Origin of the sequence: Pseudomonas alvandae, from assembly GCF_019141525.1 — a bacterium.
Taxonomy (GTDB): Bacteria; Pseudomonadota; Gammaproteobacteria; order Pseudomonadales; family Pseudomonadaceae; genus Aquipseudomonas; species Aquipseudomonas alvandae.
In genome coordinates, this window is record NZ_CP077080.1 from 759,085 (window position 1) to 772,193 (window position 13,109).

A 13,109-nucleotide genomic window follows, 5' to 3' on the forward strand; every position below is an offset into this window, starting at 1 on the left:
TCGACTGACACGCCGCATTCGCGAGCAAGCCCGCTCCCACGCTTATCCCATGGCTTCAAATCCCCTGGCTGCGCAGCCAACTCATCAACTGCGGCAACGGAAACGCCCCGCTCTGGCGCGCAACCTCCCGGCCATCCTTGAACAGAATCAAGCTGGGAATCGAACGGATCCCCAGCTGCGCCGACAACTGCTGATTGGCCTCGCTGTCGAGCTTGGCCAACCGGCATTTGCCCGCCAACTGCGCGGCGGCCTGTTCGAACACCGGCGCGAAGGATTTGCACGGTCCGCACCAGTCCGCCCAGACGTCCACCAGCAACGGCAGGTCGCCCTTGATCTGGCTGGCGTAGTCGCCTTGCTTGAGTTCGAAGGGTGTGTTCAACAGCAATTGCGCCTTGCAGCGACCGCATTTGGGCTGGTCGCCGAGGCGTTCGGCGGGGATGCGGTTGAGTCCGTTGCAGTGGGGGCAGGGGATCAGCATCGGTCAGTCTCCACGGAAAATCATTAGGCATGGATTGAACACTATATAGAAGCCGCCACAAAACCTTGTGGGAGCGAGCTTGCTCGCGATGGCGGTGTGTCAGCCAATATTGCATCGACTGTCAGGGCGCTATCGCGAGCAAGCTCGCTCCCACAGGGGTATTGGTGTTGCTGATTATTTGCCGTTGGTCAGCGTGTTGTAGCTGGTCATCAGGTTGCGGTAGTCCGGGATGTGGTTGGAGAACAAGGTCGCCAGACCTTCCACGTCGTTGCGCCAGTCGCGGTGCAGTTCGCAGGCCAGGCCGAACCAGGTCATCAGCTGTGCACCCGACGACGACATGCGGTCCCAGGCCGATTGACGGGTCAGTTCGTTGAACGTGCCGGAAGCGTCGGTGACCACGAATACTTCGAAACCTTCGGCCAGGGCCGACAGGGCCGGGAAGGCGACGCAGACTTCAGTCACGACGCCAGCGATGATCAGTTGTTTCTTGCCGGTGGCCTTGATTGCCTTGACGAAGTCTTCGTTGTCCCAAGCGTTGATCTGACCAGGGCGAGCGATGTACGGAGCGTCCGGGAACAAGGTCTTGAGTTCTGGCATCAGCGGGCCGTTGGGGCCGGTTTCGAAGCTGGTGGTGAGGATGGTTGGCAGTTGGAAGTATTTTGCCAGGTCAGCCAGGGCCAGCACGTTGTTCTTGAAACGGTCCGGGTCGATGTCGCGTACCAGCGACAACAGGCCAGCCTGGTGATCGACCAGCAGAACGGCGGCGTTATCTTTGTCGAGACGGTTGTAGGAAGTAGTCATGGCGTAGCCCTCATTAAGTTTTGGTTGCCGAAGGTTTCGGCGTGGTTAAGGTTTTTAATGCCGGTGCAGCGATTGATCGGTGACTCATCTGGCCGAAGCGCCGGTTTCAATCCGTGTTGCGTTTCGATGTGTGTAGATTAAAACTGGCACCTTTGATGCGCTAGACTGCGAAAATCAGCCTTAGCGTTCTATTTGGAGAACGATCATCGAAGACCTCAACACGCTGTACTACTTCACCCAAGTGGTTGAGCACCGTGGATTCGCTGCGGCGGGCCGGGCGCTGGACATGCCCAAATCCAAGCTGAGCCGGCGTATTGCTCTGTTGGAGGAGCGGCTCGGGGTGCGTTTGCTTCATCGCACCAGCCGGCATTGCACGTTGACCGAGATTGGCCAGGCCTATTACCAGCGCTGCCTGGCGATGCGGGTCGAGGCCGAGAGCGCCGCCGAAGTGATCGAGCGCAACCGCTCCGAACCCCAGGGGCTGGTGCGCATCAGTTGCCCGACAGCGCTGCTCAACAGCTGGGTCGGGCCGATGCTGACTCGCTACATGCTCAAATATCCGCGGGTGGAGCTGTTCATCGAGAGCACCAACCGCCGGGTCGACCTGATCCATGAAGGTTTCGATATCGCCCTGCGGGTGCGCTTTCCGCCGCTGGAAAACACCGACATGGTCATGAAAGTGCTGAGCAACAGCACTCAATGCCTGGTGGGCAGCCCGGCATTTGTGCAGCATCTGTCCTCACCGGCGTCCCCGGCGGACCTCAACGGCTTGCCGAGCGTGCATTGGGGCGGTGCGCAGCGGGAATACCAGTGGGAACTGTTCGGCCCGGACGGCGCCCGCGCATTGATTCGCCATGAGCCGCGCATGGTCACTGATGACCTGTTGGCCCTGCGGCATGCCGTGCTGGCGGGTATTGGCGTCGCCCATTTGCCCAGCGTGGTGGTGCGCGAGGACATTGCTGCCGGACGGCTGGTGGAGCTGGTACCGGGCTGGACGCCGAAGTGCGGCATTGTCCATGCGATCTTTGCTTCACGGCGCGGGTTGCTGCCGTCGGTGCGTACGTTGATTGATTTCCTGGCCGAGGAATTCAGTCACAGCGATATGGCGTAGGGCGCTGGACGTTGCCTTCTCCGGGTTGCCATTCATCAGATGCGCCGCACTGTAGGCGCGCGGCGCCCTCAAAAGTCATACCTGTTCACAACCAGGAGGTCCCATGAGCAACCCTCAAGACCCAACCACCCCCCAGGCACTGGACAACCCCAATGACGACGGCTTTGTCCTCGGCACCGCCGGCCGCGACGAAGACCCCAACGCGGCCCCGGCCTATGCCACCGACAGTCGCCATGATCGCGATGAATTGACCCCGGAAGACGCCCGCGGCATGCCCGGTTATCCGGAGGAGAAGCCGCCGAAAGAGCCGGCTGGCGAAGAAGCGGAATCAGGGATCGAGACGCCCGAACAGGGGAATGATAAGGCGGGGTAAGCACATGGCTCATACCTGCTCACATTTCTTCCAAATGATCAGAGCCTTCGGCGACTAGGCTGAAATTCTGCAAATCAACCCGTCTATCTGACTGGCGTTATCGCAATTTGCGATGCGCCAGTTTTGTGTTTAACTCCCCTATAGCAAAATGCGATAAGGATGTTGCATGCATGTGATCACTGAGAAGCGCATTTGGGAGGCCAAGGAGAAATGGCCGCATTCTGCCAATGCGCTGGATCAATGGTATCGGCTGATCAAGCGCAACAGCCCGGCGGATTACGCGGCGATGAAATCCATATTTCCGGCAACTGATAAGGTCGGTCCGCTACACGTGTTTGACATCGGAGGAAACAAGTTGCGGCTGATAGCGGTGATTCGATATCGACCCCAACGCCTCTATATCAAATGCGTGCTCGACCATCGGGAATACGATAGAGGCAAATGGAAGGAGGAGAAGGGATGAGTGCACTGATTGAACAAGTCGCCGCTCATTGGGAGTTTGTGTCGCCCCTGTTGCGCAAGCCCAGGGACGAAGACGATTACGACCGCTTGGTCGGAGCGCTCGATGAACTGTTGGAATTGGTTGGCGAAGATGAAGCCCATCCACTGATGAGCCTGGTTGACATCATCGGTGAATGGATCGAGGCCTGGGACCATCAACACCGGCCGATGCCCAAGGCAACTGGCGTTGAAACCCTTCGTTATCTGATGCGTGAGCACGGTTTGAGCCAGAGCGATTTGCCGGGTATAGGCGCCCAGTCGGTGGTGTCGGAGATATTGAGTGGCAAACGCCAGCTGAATTTAAGGCAGATTCGCTGGTTGTCGGAGCGCTTTGGCGTATCGGTTGAGACCTTTATTTGAAAGCTTGGCGCACTCACTGTGGCAAGGGAGCAAGCTCCCTCGCCACAGGGTTACGACGAGCAACTGATCTCCAGATGTTTACCCCATTCAGGCGGGCGCTCGGCGTAGCTGTCCATGCCCGGTTGCTCCTCGAATGGCTTGCTCAACACATTGTGCAGGCGGCGGACTTCTTCGTAGTCGCCTGACTCGGCGGCGTCGATGGCTTTTTGTGCCAGGTAATTGCGCAGCACGTACAGCGGATTGACCGCATGCATGCGAGCGCGGCGCTGGTCTTGATCGACGGGGCCTTCCCGGTTGACCCGGGCGACATACAACTCGGCCCAGGCATCGAAACCCTTCAGGTCGACGAAGTCATCGCGCAAGGTGGCGACGGCTTGCTCCGGCGATTGCTCGCCCAGGCGGCGGAAGAACAGGCTGTAGTCGACGCCGCTGTTCTGCATCAGTTGCAGCAGGCGTTCCACCAGTTTCTGGTCCTCCTCTTCGGCGACGGTCAGGCCGAGGCGGCGGCGCATCAGGTCCAGGTAATGGGCCTGGTACAGCGGCAAGTACAAGCCGAGGGTCTCGCGCAGGGCTTCGACGCTGATGAAAGGCGTCAGGGCCTGGGCCAGGGCGCTGAGGTTCCACTGGCCGATGGGCACCTGGTTGCTGAACGAGTAGCGACCCTGGTCATCGGAGTGGTTGCAGATGAAGTTGGCGTCGAAATCGTCGAGGAAGGCGAACGGCCCGAAGTCGAAGGTGATGCCCAGGATCGACATGTTGTCGGTGTTCATCACGCCGTGGCAGAAACCATAGGCCTGCCACTTGGCAATCAGCTCGGCGTTGCGCTCGACGATTTCACGGTACATCGCCAGGTACGGTTCCGGCTGCTCCCTGCATTCGGCGAAGTGCAGGTTCAGTACATGCTCGGCCAGGGTGGCCTGCAGCTCCGGCTTCTTGGTGTAGTAGAAATATTCGAAATGCCCGAAGCGCACATGGCTCGGCGCCAGGCGCAGCACCATGGCGGCACGCTCCTGTTTTTCCCGCCACACCGGCGTGTCCGAGCCGATCACGCACAACGCGCGCGTCGTAGGGATCCCCAGTGCATGCAGGGCTTCGGAGGCGAGGAATTCGCGGATCGAGGAGCGCAGCACCGCGCGTCCGTCGCCCATTCGCGAAAACGGCGTCTGGCCGGCGCCCTTGAGGTGCAGGTCCCAATGCTCGCCGGCCTCGTTGTACACCTCGCCCAGCAGCAACCCACGGCCATCGCCCAATTGCGGGTTGTAGTGACCGAACTGATGCCCCGAATACACCATCGCCCGCGGCTCGGTTTCAGCCCAGAGCTTATGGCCGCCGAAGATCTCTGCGAACAGCGGTGTCTCGGCTTCTACCGGCTCCAGGTCCAGCAACGCCATGGCCGCCGGGCTGGCAACCACCAGGCGCGGGTTGTCGATGGGTTCGGGCAGCACGTGGGCCGAGAAACCGTCGCCCAGGCAGGCGAAACGGTTATCGAAGGTCAGCGTTTCCAGCGTTTTCATGGCCGTCTCCGGCGGGACGCCCGCAGGCTCCCCGTTATCAGTCGAGCGCGTCCTGCGGCGGCTCGGGCACCGGCTTGATGCTGGCGACCGCCGAAGGCACGGGTGTAATGGTCTTTTTGTCGGGCTCGGCAGGCACCAGTTTGTATTCCTGGCCTTGCAGATTCTTCAGATAGATTTCCATCTGCCGGAAGGAGATGTTGATGTGCTCCTTCTTGAATTCCCGATTGATGAAACGGTTGATCTCGTCGAGCACCGGGTTACGGTCGCCGAGGTCGCGCACGTGCATGCGCAGCTCATGGTCCAGGGTGCTTTCACCGAAGTTCAGGAAATACACGATCGGCTCCGGCTCCTTCAAGACGCGCGGATTGTCACGCGCGGCCTTGAGCAGCAGCTCGCGGACCCGGTCCAGGTCCGATCCGTAGTCCACGCCGAGTTTCAAGGTGACCCGGGTGACGGTGTCGGTGAGCGACCAGTTGATCAACTGCCCGGTGATGAACGTCTTGTTCGGGACGATGATGTCCTTGCGGTCGAAGTCGGTGATGGTCGTCGCACGGATGCGGATCTTGCTCACCGTGCCCGACAGGTTGCCGATGGTGATGGTGTCGCCGATACGCACCGGACGCTCGAACAGGATCATGATGCCGGAGATGAAATTCGCGAAAATCTCCTGCATGCCGAAGCCCAGGCCCACCGACAGCGCGGCCACCAGCCATTGCAACTTGTCCCAGCTCACGCCGAGGGTGGACAGCGTGGTGACGAAACCGACGCCGGCGATCACGTAGGACAGCAGCGTGGTGGTTGCGTAGGCGCTGCCCTGGGCCAGGTTCAGCTTCGACAGCACGAACACTTCCAGCAGGCCCGGCAGGTTGCGCGCCAGGGCGAAGGTGATGCCGATGATTATCAGCGCGCCGAGCATGTCGCCGATGCTGATGGGCACCATGCTCATGTTGACGCCGGTGCCGCTGGTGTATTCGTAGAGGGTGATGTTGTCCAGGTACGAGAACACACTGATCAGGTCCGACCAGACCCAGTACAGCGCGGCCATGAAGCCGCCCAGCAAGGCAAGGCGGATCAGGCGCAGGGATTGCTCGTTGACCTTTTCGATGTCCAGGGTCGGCTCCTCGACCACCGCTTCGCCATCGCCGGCCTCCTTGGCCGCCTGGCGCTTGGCCAGGGCGCGCTGGTAGGCCAGGCGCCGCGCCGCAACCGAGAGACCGCGCACGAAGGTGGCTTCGATCACCAGCCAGAACATCAGCAAGTACAGCGTGTTGATCAAGCGATCACTGAGTTTCAGCGCGGTGTAGTAATAGCCGAAGCAGACGGCGACGAACAACGCGATCGGCAACGCGGTGAACAGCACGCCGACGGCCTTGCGGAACAGCGAGGTGTTCTGGTGCGTCGGGCTGCTGAGCAGCAGTCGGCTGAGCAGCCAGGCCATCGAGGCGTAGCAGGTCAGCACCACCGGCATGCCGAGCACGTCATCGGCCAGGGCCGAGGGCTGCAATTCCGCCACGGCCACCACGGCCACCAAGGCCAGGACCACCAGCCCGAGCCGACGGATCCAGCTCTGGAGGAATTCGACCTGGGGTTTTTCCCAGCGGAAATGCAGTTCCGCCACGCCGCCCGGGGAGAGGATTCGATAGGCGGTGTAGAACACCAGCCAAGCCTGCCCGATCTGCAGCAGGGCCGCGCCGAGGTTGGTGTTCTGGCCGCGGGCGTCGATCTGCAAGGCGTAGCCGCACAAAGCCAGCGCCAGCGCCACCGGCATCGCCAACAGGATGTTGATCAGGATCGCCTGGGGCGTGTGCCATTGGCTGTCGCGCTTGAAGTGGCCGACATCCTGGTGGACTTTGTTCAGGCGCGCATACAGATTCTTGCGCCGCCACAGCAGCACGCCGATCAGCAGCACCAGGGGCAGGAACAGCAAGGGCCGCTGGGTCAGGCCATCGGCCAGTTCACTCAGGCTCGAGGCCCAGGGCAGCGAGTCGACCTGTTTTTCCAGGCGAGCCGGCACGCCGCGCATCCATTCGAAATCCAGCGGTTTGTTGCTGGGGATCCAGAACATCTGTTCTTCAAGGGTGGCCCGCAGGCTCTGGGCAGTGCTGAGCAATTGTTTCTGGTTGAGCTGCAACGTGATGGATTCGTTGAGCACCGCGCTCAATTCGCGGTTCAGGCGGTCCAGCAGGTCGACCCGGGTCAGGGCCAGTTCAAGCAAGGCCTTGCGCAGTTGCGGAGTGGCTTGCTCGGACGGTTGGGACGCCAGCAGGCTGTCGACGTAAGCCCCAGGGTTGTTCAGCAGCTCCCGTTGCTGGCTGACTTCGAACTGGTACAGGCGAATGTCGGCGATCTGGTCGGCCAGGTTCTGGTCGAGCTTCAGGCGCGGCAAGGTCTGGCGCTGTTTGTAGAGAATCTTGGAGAGCAGCAGGCTGCCCTTGAGCACGCTGATCTGCTCGTCCAGCGCGGCATCGGTCTGGGTGACGCTGTCCAGCAATTGCTTGGTCTGCAGGTTCTGCTGGGTAACTTCGTTGAGCCGATCGGTGCTTTTGAGCAGGTAGTCGGAGAGTTTCAGGTTGTTTGTGCTTTCGGTCGCCAGCAGGCTGCTGCCGCCGGCCTTCTGCGCTTCGATGGATTGCTGCGTCACCGTCTCCTGGGACTGGGCCAGGCGTTTCTGGTTGATCAGGTTTTGCAGGTCCTGGATTTCCTGCTCCATGCGATCGATCTTTTCGCTCAGCAGGTCGTGCTGGCTGTTGCCCAGGTCTTGCAACTGGCTGTTGCCGGCCAGTTCCTGGCGACGCAAGGGGATCAGCGCGTTGAGTGCCGCCAGCTCGGCGTTGAGTTGGTCGCGCTGCTCGGCGCTCAAGGCTTTGCCCGCATCCCTGCCGCTCTTGAGGGTGGCGTTGATCTGCTGGATCCGGGTCTGGCTGCTGGCGATTTCCGCCTGGGCGCGCTCGGGGCGGGTCTGGGCGGTGATGACCAGGCTGTTGGCATCGGCCAGGGCTTTTTGCAGGTCGCTCTGCTGGGTGGAGCGCTCCGTCAGCATCTGTTCGAGCTGGGGAATCGGCAGGTTGGCGTAGCGCTGCGCCACCGGCACCGCATTAGAGTTCTTGAGTCGTGTCAGCTCGCGCTGGTTTTCGATGTTCTGCTTGGGTGCGCTGGCCAACTGTTGCTTGAGGGCAACCAGTTTCTGTTCGTAGTCGGCTTTGTTGCTGAGCTGGGCCAGGGTGTTCTGCAAGACGGCCTGCAGGGCCTTCTGGTCGGCCTCCGGCAGTTTGCGATCGGCGATCTTGTCCAGGCTCGCCTGGACCGCATCGCTGGTAGGCGGTTCAGCGGCGTGCGCCGTGCAGATGGAAAGACTCAGGCCCAGCAGGGCGACGGCAAGAAAGGAGCGCAGGGTAGGCATAGAGACCGGTCAAGCAAGTGAGAATGGGGAGCAGTTTAGAGGAACAAGCCGGGACCCGGGCGACTTCCTTCGGGGAATCTGACGCCCACTTTGCCGATCTTGTTCCCGTCCATGACCGCGACGGTCCACAGGGTGTTGTTCCAGTCCACCTGGTCGCCGACTACTGGCGCACCGCCAACTTTCTGGGCAATGAAACGGCCCAGGGTCATGTCCGGATCGATGCCGTCCAGCTTCAACCCGTAGAGGGCTGCGACCGCGGCCAACTGGGCGTCTCCTTCGAGCACGAAGTCGCCGAAGAAGCGCAAATCCAGACCTCGTTGCGGTGCCTGGCTGAACAGTTTTCCAAGGGCTGGCAAGTCGTGTTCATGGCCGATAACACACAGCAAATCATCGACTTCCAACACCGTACTACCCGACGGATGGAGCAGTTGCTGGCCACGAAAAAGGGCCGCGATGCGCGTTCCGTCGGGCATTTTCAGGTCGCGCAAAGGTGAACCGATGCACCATTTCTCGGCACCGAGGCGATAAATGAACAGTTCCCACTCGCTGGTGACATGGACTTCCAGCGCCGCCCGGGAAATCGGCAAGGGCTCCGGCGGGACGGTCACATGCAACAGCTTGGCGACCCACGGCAGGCTCGTCCCCTGCACCAGCAGCGAGACCAGCACGATAAAGAAGGCCAGGTTGAAATAAAGCTGCGCGTGGGGCAAACCGGCCATCAGCGGGAACACCGCAAGAATGATCGGCACCGCGCCACGCAGGCCGACCCAGGAAATGAAGGCTTTTTCACGACCGTGGAACGCCTTGAACGGCAACAGACCGACCATGACCGACAGCGGGCGAGCGAACAGGATCATCCACAAGGCCAGGCCGAGGGCGGGCAGGGCGATGGGCAGCAGGTCATGGGGCGTGACCAGCAGGCCCAGGACCAGGAACATGCCGATCTGCGCCAGCCAGGCCATGCCATCGAGCATGTGAAGGATGCCGTGGCGGCTGCGCACCGGGCGATTGCCCAGCACTAGGCCGCAGAGGTACACCGCCAGGAAGCCACTGCCGTGCAGGGCGTTGGTCAGGGCGAACACGGCCAGGCCGCCGCTGATGACCAGGATCGGGTAGAGGCCGTTGGCCAGGTTGATACGGTTGACCAACTGCAACATCAACCAACCGCCGCCCAGGCCGAGCAGCGCACCGATACCGAACTCGCGCACCAGATGCCCGAGCAGGCTCCAATGCAGGCCGGTTTCCCCGCTGGCAAGCATGCCGATCAGCGTCACGGTCAGGAACACCGCCATGGGGTCGTTGCTGCCGGACTCGATTTCCAGCGTGGCGCTGACCCGCTCGTTCAAGCCTTTGCCGCCGAGCAGCGAGAACACCGCCGCGGCGTCGGTGGAGCCGACAATCGCGCCGATCAGCAAGCCCTGGATCAAGTTGAGGTTGAACAGCCACGCCGCCGCCATGCCGGTCAGCCCCGTGGTGATCAAAACACCCACCGTCGCCAGCGACAACGCCGGCCACAACGCCACGCGAAAACTCGAGACCCGCGTGCGCAAGCCACCGTCCAGCAGGATGACCGCCAGTGCCAGGTTGCCGACCAGATAGGCCGTTGCGTAGTTGTCGAAAAGAATACCGGCGCCGTCGACACCGGCGACCATACCCACGGCCAGGATGATCACCAGGATCGGGATGCCCAGGCGGGACGAAAGAGAACTCACCAGGATGCTCGCACCCACCAGCAACGCGCCGATCAAGAACAGGCTGTTGATGGTCGTCGCGGTCAAAGGCAGTACTCCGGGAATCAAGGGACAGGCACAAACTGACCATGCAGTCTGCGTGCCAGCGATTCTAACCTGTTGAAATGTGATGCTGTCAAAAAAGGTTTGGGGCTAGGGGGGCTGGGCACAGCCTTGTGGCGAGGGGATTTATCCCCGCTGGGCTGCGAAGCAGCCCCACTACTGTACTGCCATGCAGTCGGAAGGCGAGCGCTTTGCACTCGAGCGGGGATAAATCCCCTCGCCACAAGGGTTGTCGGCGATGAAAGACAAGGGCCGCTACGCGGCCCAACGGGAGCAAGCTCCCTCGCCACAAAAGCCAGGCGGATGATTGCTCACTATCATCCCTTACGCGGGTTAAAGGCTGAACCGCCCAACCATGCTGTTCAAATCCACCGCCAGGCGCGACAGTTCGGCGCTCGCGGCGCTGGTCTGGTTTGCGCCGGTGGCCGATTGCACCGACAGGTCGCGGATGTTCACCAGGTTGCGGTCCACTTCGCGGGCCACTTGGGCCTGTTCTTCGGCGGCGCTGGCGATCACCAGGTTGCGTTCGTTGATCTCGACGATGGCGCTGTTGATGGTGTCGAGGGACATGCCGGCACCGCGGGCGATGTTCAGCGTCGATTCGGCGCGTTCGGTGCTGTTGCGCATCGAGTCCACGGCCTGTTCGGTGCCGCTCTGGATGCTGCCGATCATGCGTTCGATCTCGCTGGTCGACTGCTGGGTGCGGTGGGCGAGGGCGCGGACTTCGTCGGCGACCACGGCGAAACCACGACCGGCTTCACCGGCACGGGCGGCTTCGATGGCGGCGTTCAGGGCGAGCAGGTTGGTCTGGTCGGCCAGGCCTCGGATGACGTCGAGCACCTTGCCGATGTCGCGGGATTCATCGGCCAGGTTGCCGATCAGCGTGGCGGTGCTCTGTACATCGGCGCTCATGCGTTCGATGGCACCGACGGTTTCCTGTACCAGATCACGGCCGTCGCCTGCCGAAGTCGTGGCGTTCCTCGACGCTTCCGAGGTGCTGACCGCGTTGCGGGCAACTTCTTCCACGGCGCTGGTCATTTCGTTGACCGCGGTGGCGGCTTGTTCGATTTCGTTGTTCTGCTGGGTCAGGCCACGGGCGCTTTCGTCGGTGACGCTGTTGAGCTCTTCGGCGGCGGAAGCCAGTTGTGTGGCCGAGCCGGAGATCCGCTGCAAGGTGTCGCGCAGTTTTTCCTGCATGGTCGACATCGCCCGCAGCAGGCGACCGGCTTCGTCGCTGCCATCGACGACAATCGGGCGAGTCAGGTTGCCCTTGGCGATTTCTTCGGCCGCGTCCAGCGCGTTGGCAATCGGCTTGGTGATGCTGTTGGTCAGCAGCCAGGCGAACAACAGGGTCAGGCCGGTGGCGATGACCAGCAGTGTGACAACCCAATTGAAGGCCCTTGAATATTGGTGCTCTGCCCCCTTGTTCAACGCGTCGGCTTGTTGGTTATTGATCTCCAGCAGGCGGCCGAGTACCACGTTGACGGCTTCGGAGTTGCTCAACAGCTCGGTGTTGAGCAGCGCCCGCAGATCTTCGATCTGATTGTTGCGCGACAGGGTTTTCATCCGCTCTTCAAGCTGACGGTATTGCCCCAGCAGTTGCACGTATTGATCGTAGGCGGCCCGTTCTTCCGGGGAGCTGATCAGCTTTTCATAGGCAGCCTGGGCCGCGCGGATCTGCTGGTTGCGCTGCTCGAACAGATCGTAGGTTTTCTGCTGGATGTCCGGTTCGCGGTTGGTCAGCAAGCGATAGGACAGCACCCGCAGGCGCAGGGTGAGCTGGGTGAACTCATCCAGAGCCTTGATGCTGGGCACGCTGTTGTCGGCGATGCTTTCGCCAGATGCGCGGATGGTGCTCATCTGGGTCAGGGCAAATACCCCAAGGGCGAGCATCAGGGCGCCGATCAGGGCAAACCCCAGGAATGCCCGAGGCGCGATGTTCATATTACGTAGGGACATGGGAAGTACCGGAAGTAGACGCGTCCGTGCGGGGCTGTGACTGCTGTTCCCTGACTTATCGGTCATACGACTAAAGTCTTGAGTGACATGCGTGCTTTTGTCACAGAGCAACGGCTGCGGTGCGACGAAGGGTCGGAACCAGATTCCCCATTCGCAGTCTCTAAAACTCGCCGCAAAGCCCTGCCACCCCGTAAAGCGTGGTATTGGCAGTGACTTTTCTTTATCGTACGCGCCCCTTGAAAAAGCCTGGAAATCAATATGTTGGAAGCATCCCTGAGCCAACTGGAGCAACTGGTCACCGACCTGGTGCAACAGAACCGTCACCTCACCGGCCTGAACGAAACCCTGAGCGCCGAACTGGCCAAGGCCAAGGATGAAAACGAAAGCCTGCAACTGAGCCTGATGGAGCAGGAAGAATTGCATGGCAGCACCGCTGCCCGCATCCAGACCCTGATCGAACGCGCCAGCAGCGCAACGGTTGGCGCATGAAGCACGTCGCCGACGGAGTGACGGTCGTCTCGATCCTGGGGGAGGACTACTCGATCAAGGCGCCGGCCGGGCAGGAGCAGGCGTTGCTGGACGCCGCTTCGATGCTCAAGGCAGCCCTGGCCGACACCAAGCGCAAATACCCGACATTGATCGGCGACCGCCTGCTGGTGCTGGCGGCCATGAACCTGTGTTCGCAGCAGATCGAAATGCAGAAGCAGCACCGAGCGGAGCTTGATCGGTGCCAGGAGCAGGTCAGCGCGACGGTCGAGGTGATTGCCAAGACGATTCAGCAGGCCTGAAGGCCGAGGGTTGGCAGCGATCAAACTGTGG

Annotated in this window: 12 protein-coding genes and 1 pseudogene; 6 read left to right on the forward strand and 7 right to left on the reverse strand. The window is 61.3% G+C overall.

Going from position 1 to position 13,109, the window contains the following annotated elements:
* Positions 1-55 precede the first annotated feature (55 nt).
* Both trxC and ycaC read right to left on the reverse strand, forming a co-directional pair.
* Positions 56-478: a thioredoxin TrxC gene (trxC, locus tag KSS97_RS03380; RefSeq protein WP_198797423.1), complete on the reverse strand. Its 423-nt coding sequence runs from the start codon at positions 476-478 to the stop codon at positions 56-58.
* 174 nt (positions 479-652) lie between these two features.
* Positions 653-1,279, reverse strand: a complete 627-nt coding sequence (gene ycaC / locus KSS97_RS03385) for an isochorismate family cysteine hydrolase YcaC (protein ID WP_030140945.1) — start codon at positions 1,277-1,279, stop codon at positions 653-655.
* 202 nt (positions 1,280-1,481) lie between these two features.
* On the opposite strand from ycaC, the gene KSS97_RS03390 reads away from it, so the two are divergent.
* The 4 genes from KSS97_RS03390 to KSS97_RS03405 all read left to right on the forward strand — a co-directional run bounded on the left by KSS97_RS03390 (position 1,482) and on the right by KSS97_RS03405 (position 3,624).
* The gene (locus tag KSS97_RS03390; RefSeq protein ID WP_198797428.1) at positions 1,482-2,390 is read left to right on the forward strand and encodes a LysR substrate-binding domain-containing protein; all 909 of its coding nucleotides are present in this window, start codon (positions 1,482-1,484) and stop codon (positions 2,388-2,390) included.
* A gap of 103 nt (positions 2,391-2,493) precedes the next feature.
* Positions 2,494-2,763 carry a hypothetical protein gene (locus KSS97_RS03395; protein WP_030140943.1) on the forward strand — a complete coding sequence of 90 codons (270 nt, stop codon included), beginning with the start codon at positions 2,494-2,496 and terminating at the stop codon, positions 2,761-2,763.
* 166 nt (positions 2,764-2,929) lie between these two features.
* Complete coding sequence (locus KSS97_RS03400) at positions 2,930-3,226, forward strand: type II toxin-antitoxin system HigB family toxin (RefSeq protein WP_030140942.1); 297 nt, start codon at positions 2,930-2,932, stop codon at positions 3,224-3,226.
* A complete protein-coding gene (locus KSS97_RS03405) occupies positions 3,223-3,624 on the forward strand; it encodes a helix-turn-helix domain-containing protein (RefSeq protein ID WP_030140941.1) in 402 nt (133 codons plus the stop codon). The genes KSS97_RS03400 and KSS97_RS03405 overlap by 4 nt, the downstream gene beginning before the upstream one ends.
* Before the next feature lie 50 nt (positions 3,625-3,674).
* Here the strand turns inward: KSS97_RS03405 and selO are convergent, their stop codons facing one another.
* The 5 genes and pseudogenes from selO to KSS97_RS28660 form a co-directional block, all read right to left on the reverse strand.
* The gene (gene selO, locus KSS97_RS03410; RefSeq protein ID WP_217861090.1) at positions 3,675-5,138 is read right to left on the reverse strand and encodes a protein adenylyltransferase SelO; all 1,464 of its coding nucleotides are present in this window, start codon (positions 5,136-5,138) and stop codon (positions 3,675-3,677) included.
* A gap of 37 nt (positions 5,139-5,175) precedes the next feature.
* On the reverse strand, positions 5,176-8,538 hold the full coding sequence (gene mscK, locus KSS97_RS03415) for a mechanosensitive channel MscK (RefSeq protein WP_217861091.1): 3,363 nt from the start codon (positions 8,536-8,538) through the stop codon (positions 5,176-5,178).
* 35 nt (positions 8,539-8,573) lie between these two features.
* Positions 8,574-10,316: a potassium/proton antiporter gene (locus KSS97_RS03420; protein ID WP_030140938.1), complete on the reverse strand. Its 1,743-nt coding sequence runs from the start codon at positions 10,314-10,316 to the stop codon at positions 8,574-8,576.
* 348 nt (positions 10,317-10,664) lie between these two features.
* Positions 10,665-11,537, reverse strand: coding sequence for a methyl-accepting chemotaxis protein (locus KSS97_RS28655; protein ID WP_420094400.1), 873 nt, complete (start codon positions 11,535-11,537; stop codon positions 10,665-10,667).
* A pseudogene (locus KSS97_RS28660) lies at positions 11,520-12,356 on the reverse strand (MCP four helix bundle domain-containing protein); the annotation flags it as partial. The gene KSS97_RS28655 and the pseudogene KSS97_RS28660, both read right to left, overlap by 18 nt.
* A gap of 192 nt (positions 12,357-12,548) precedes the next feature.
* On the opposite strand from KSS97_RS28660, the gene KSS97_RS03430 reads away from it, so the two are divergent.
* Positions 12,549-12,779: a hypothetical protein gene (locus KSS97_RS03430; RefSeq protein ID WP_217861093.1), complete on the forward strand. Its 231-nt coding sequence runs from the start codon at positions 12,549-12,551 to the stop codon at positions 12,777-12,779.
* Complete coding sequence (locus KSS97_RS03435) at positions 12,776-13,078, forward strand: cell division protein ZapA (RefSeq protein ID WP_030140934.1); 303 nt, start codon at positions 12,776-12,778, stop codon at positions 13,076-13,078. The genes KSS97_RS03430 and KSS97_RS03435 overlap by 4 nt, the downstream gene beginning before the upstream one ends.
* Positions 13,079-13,109: the final 31 nt, after the last annotated feature.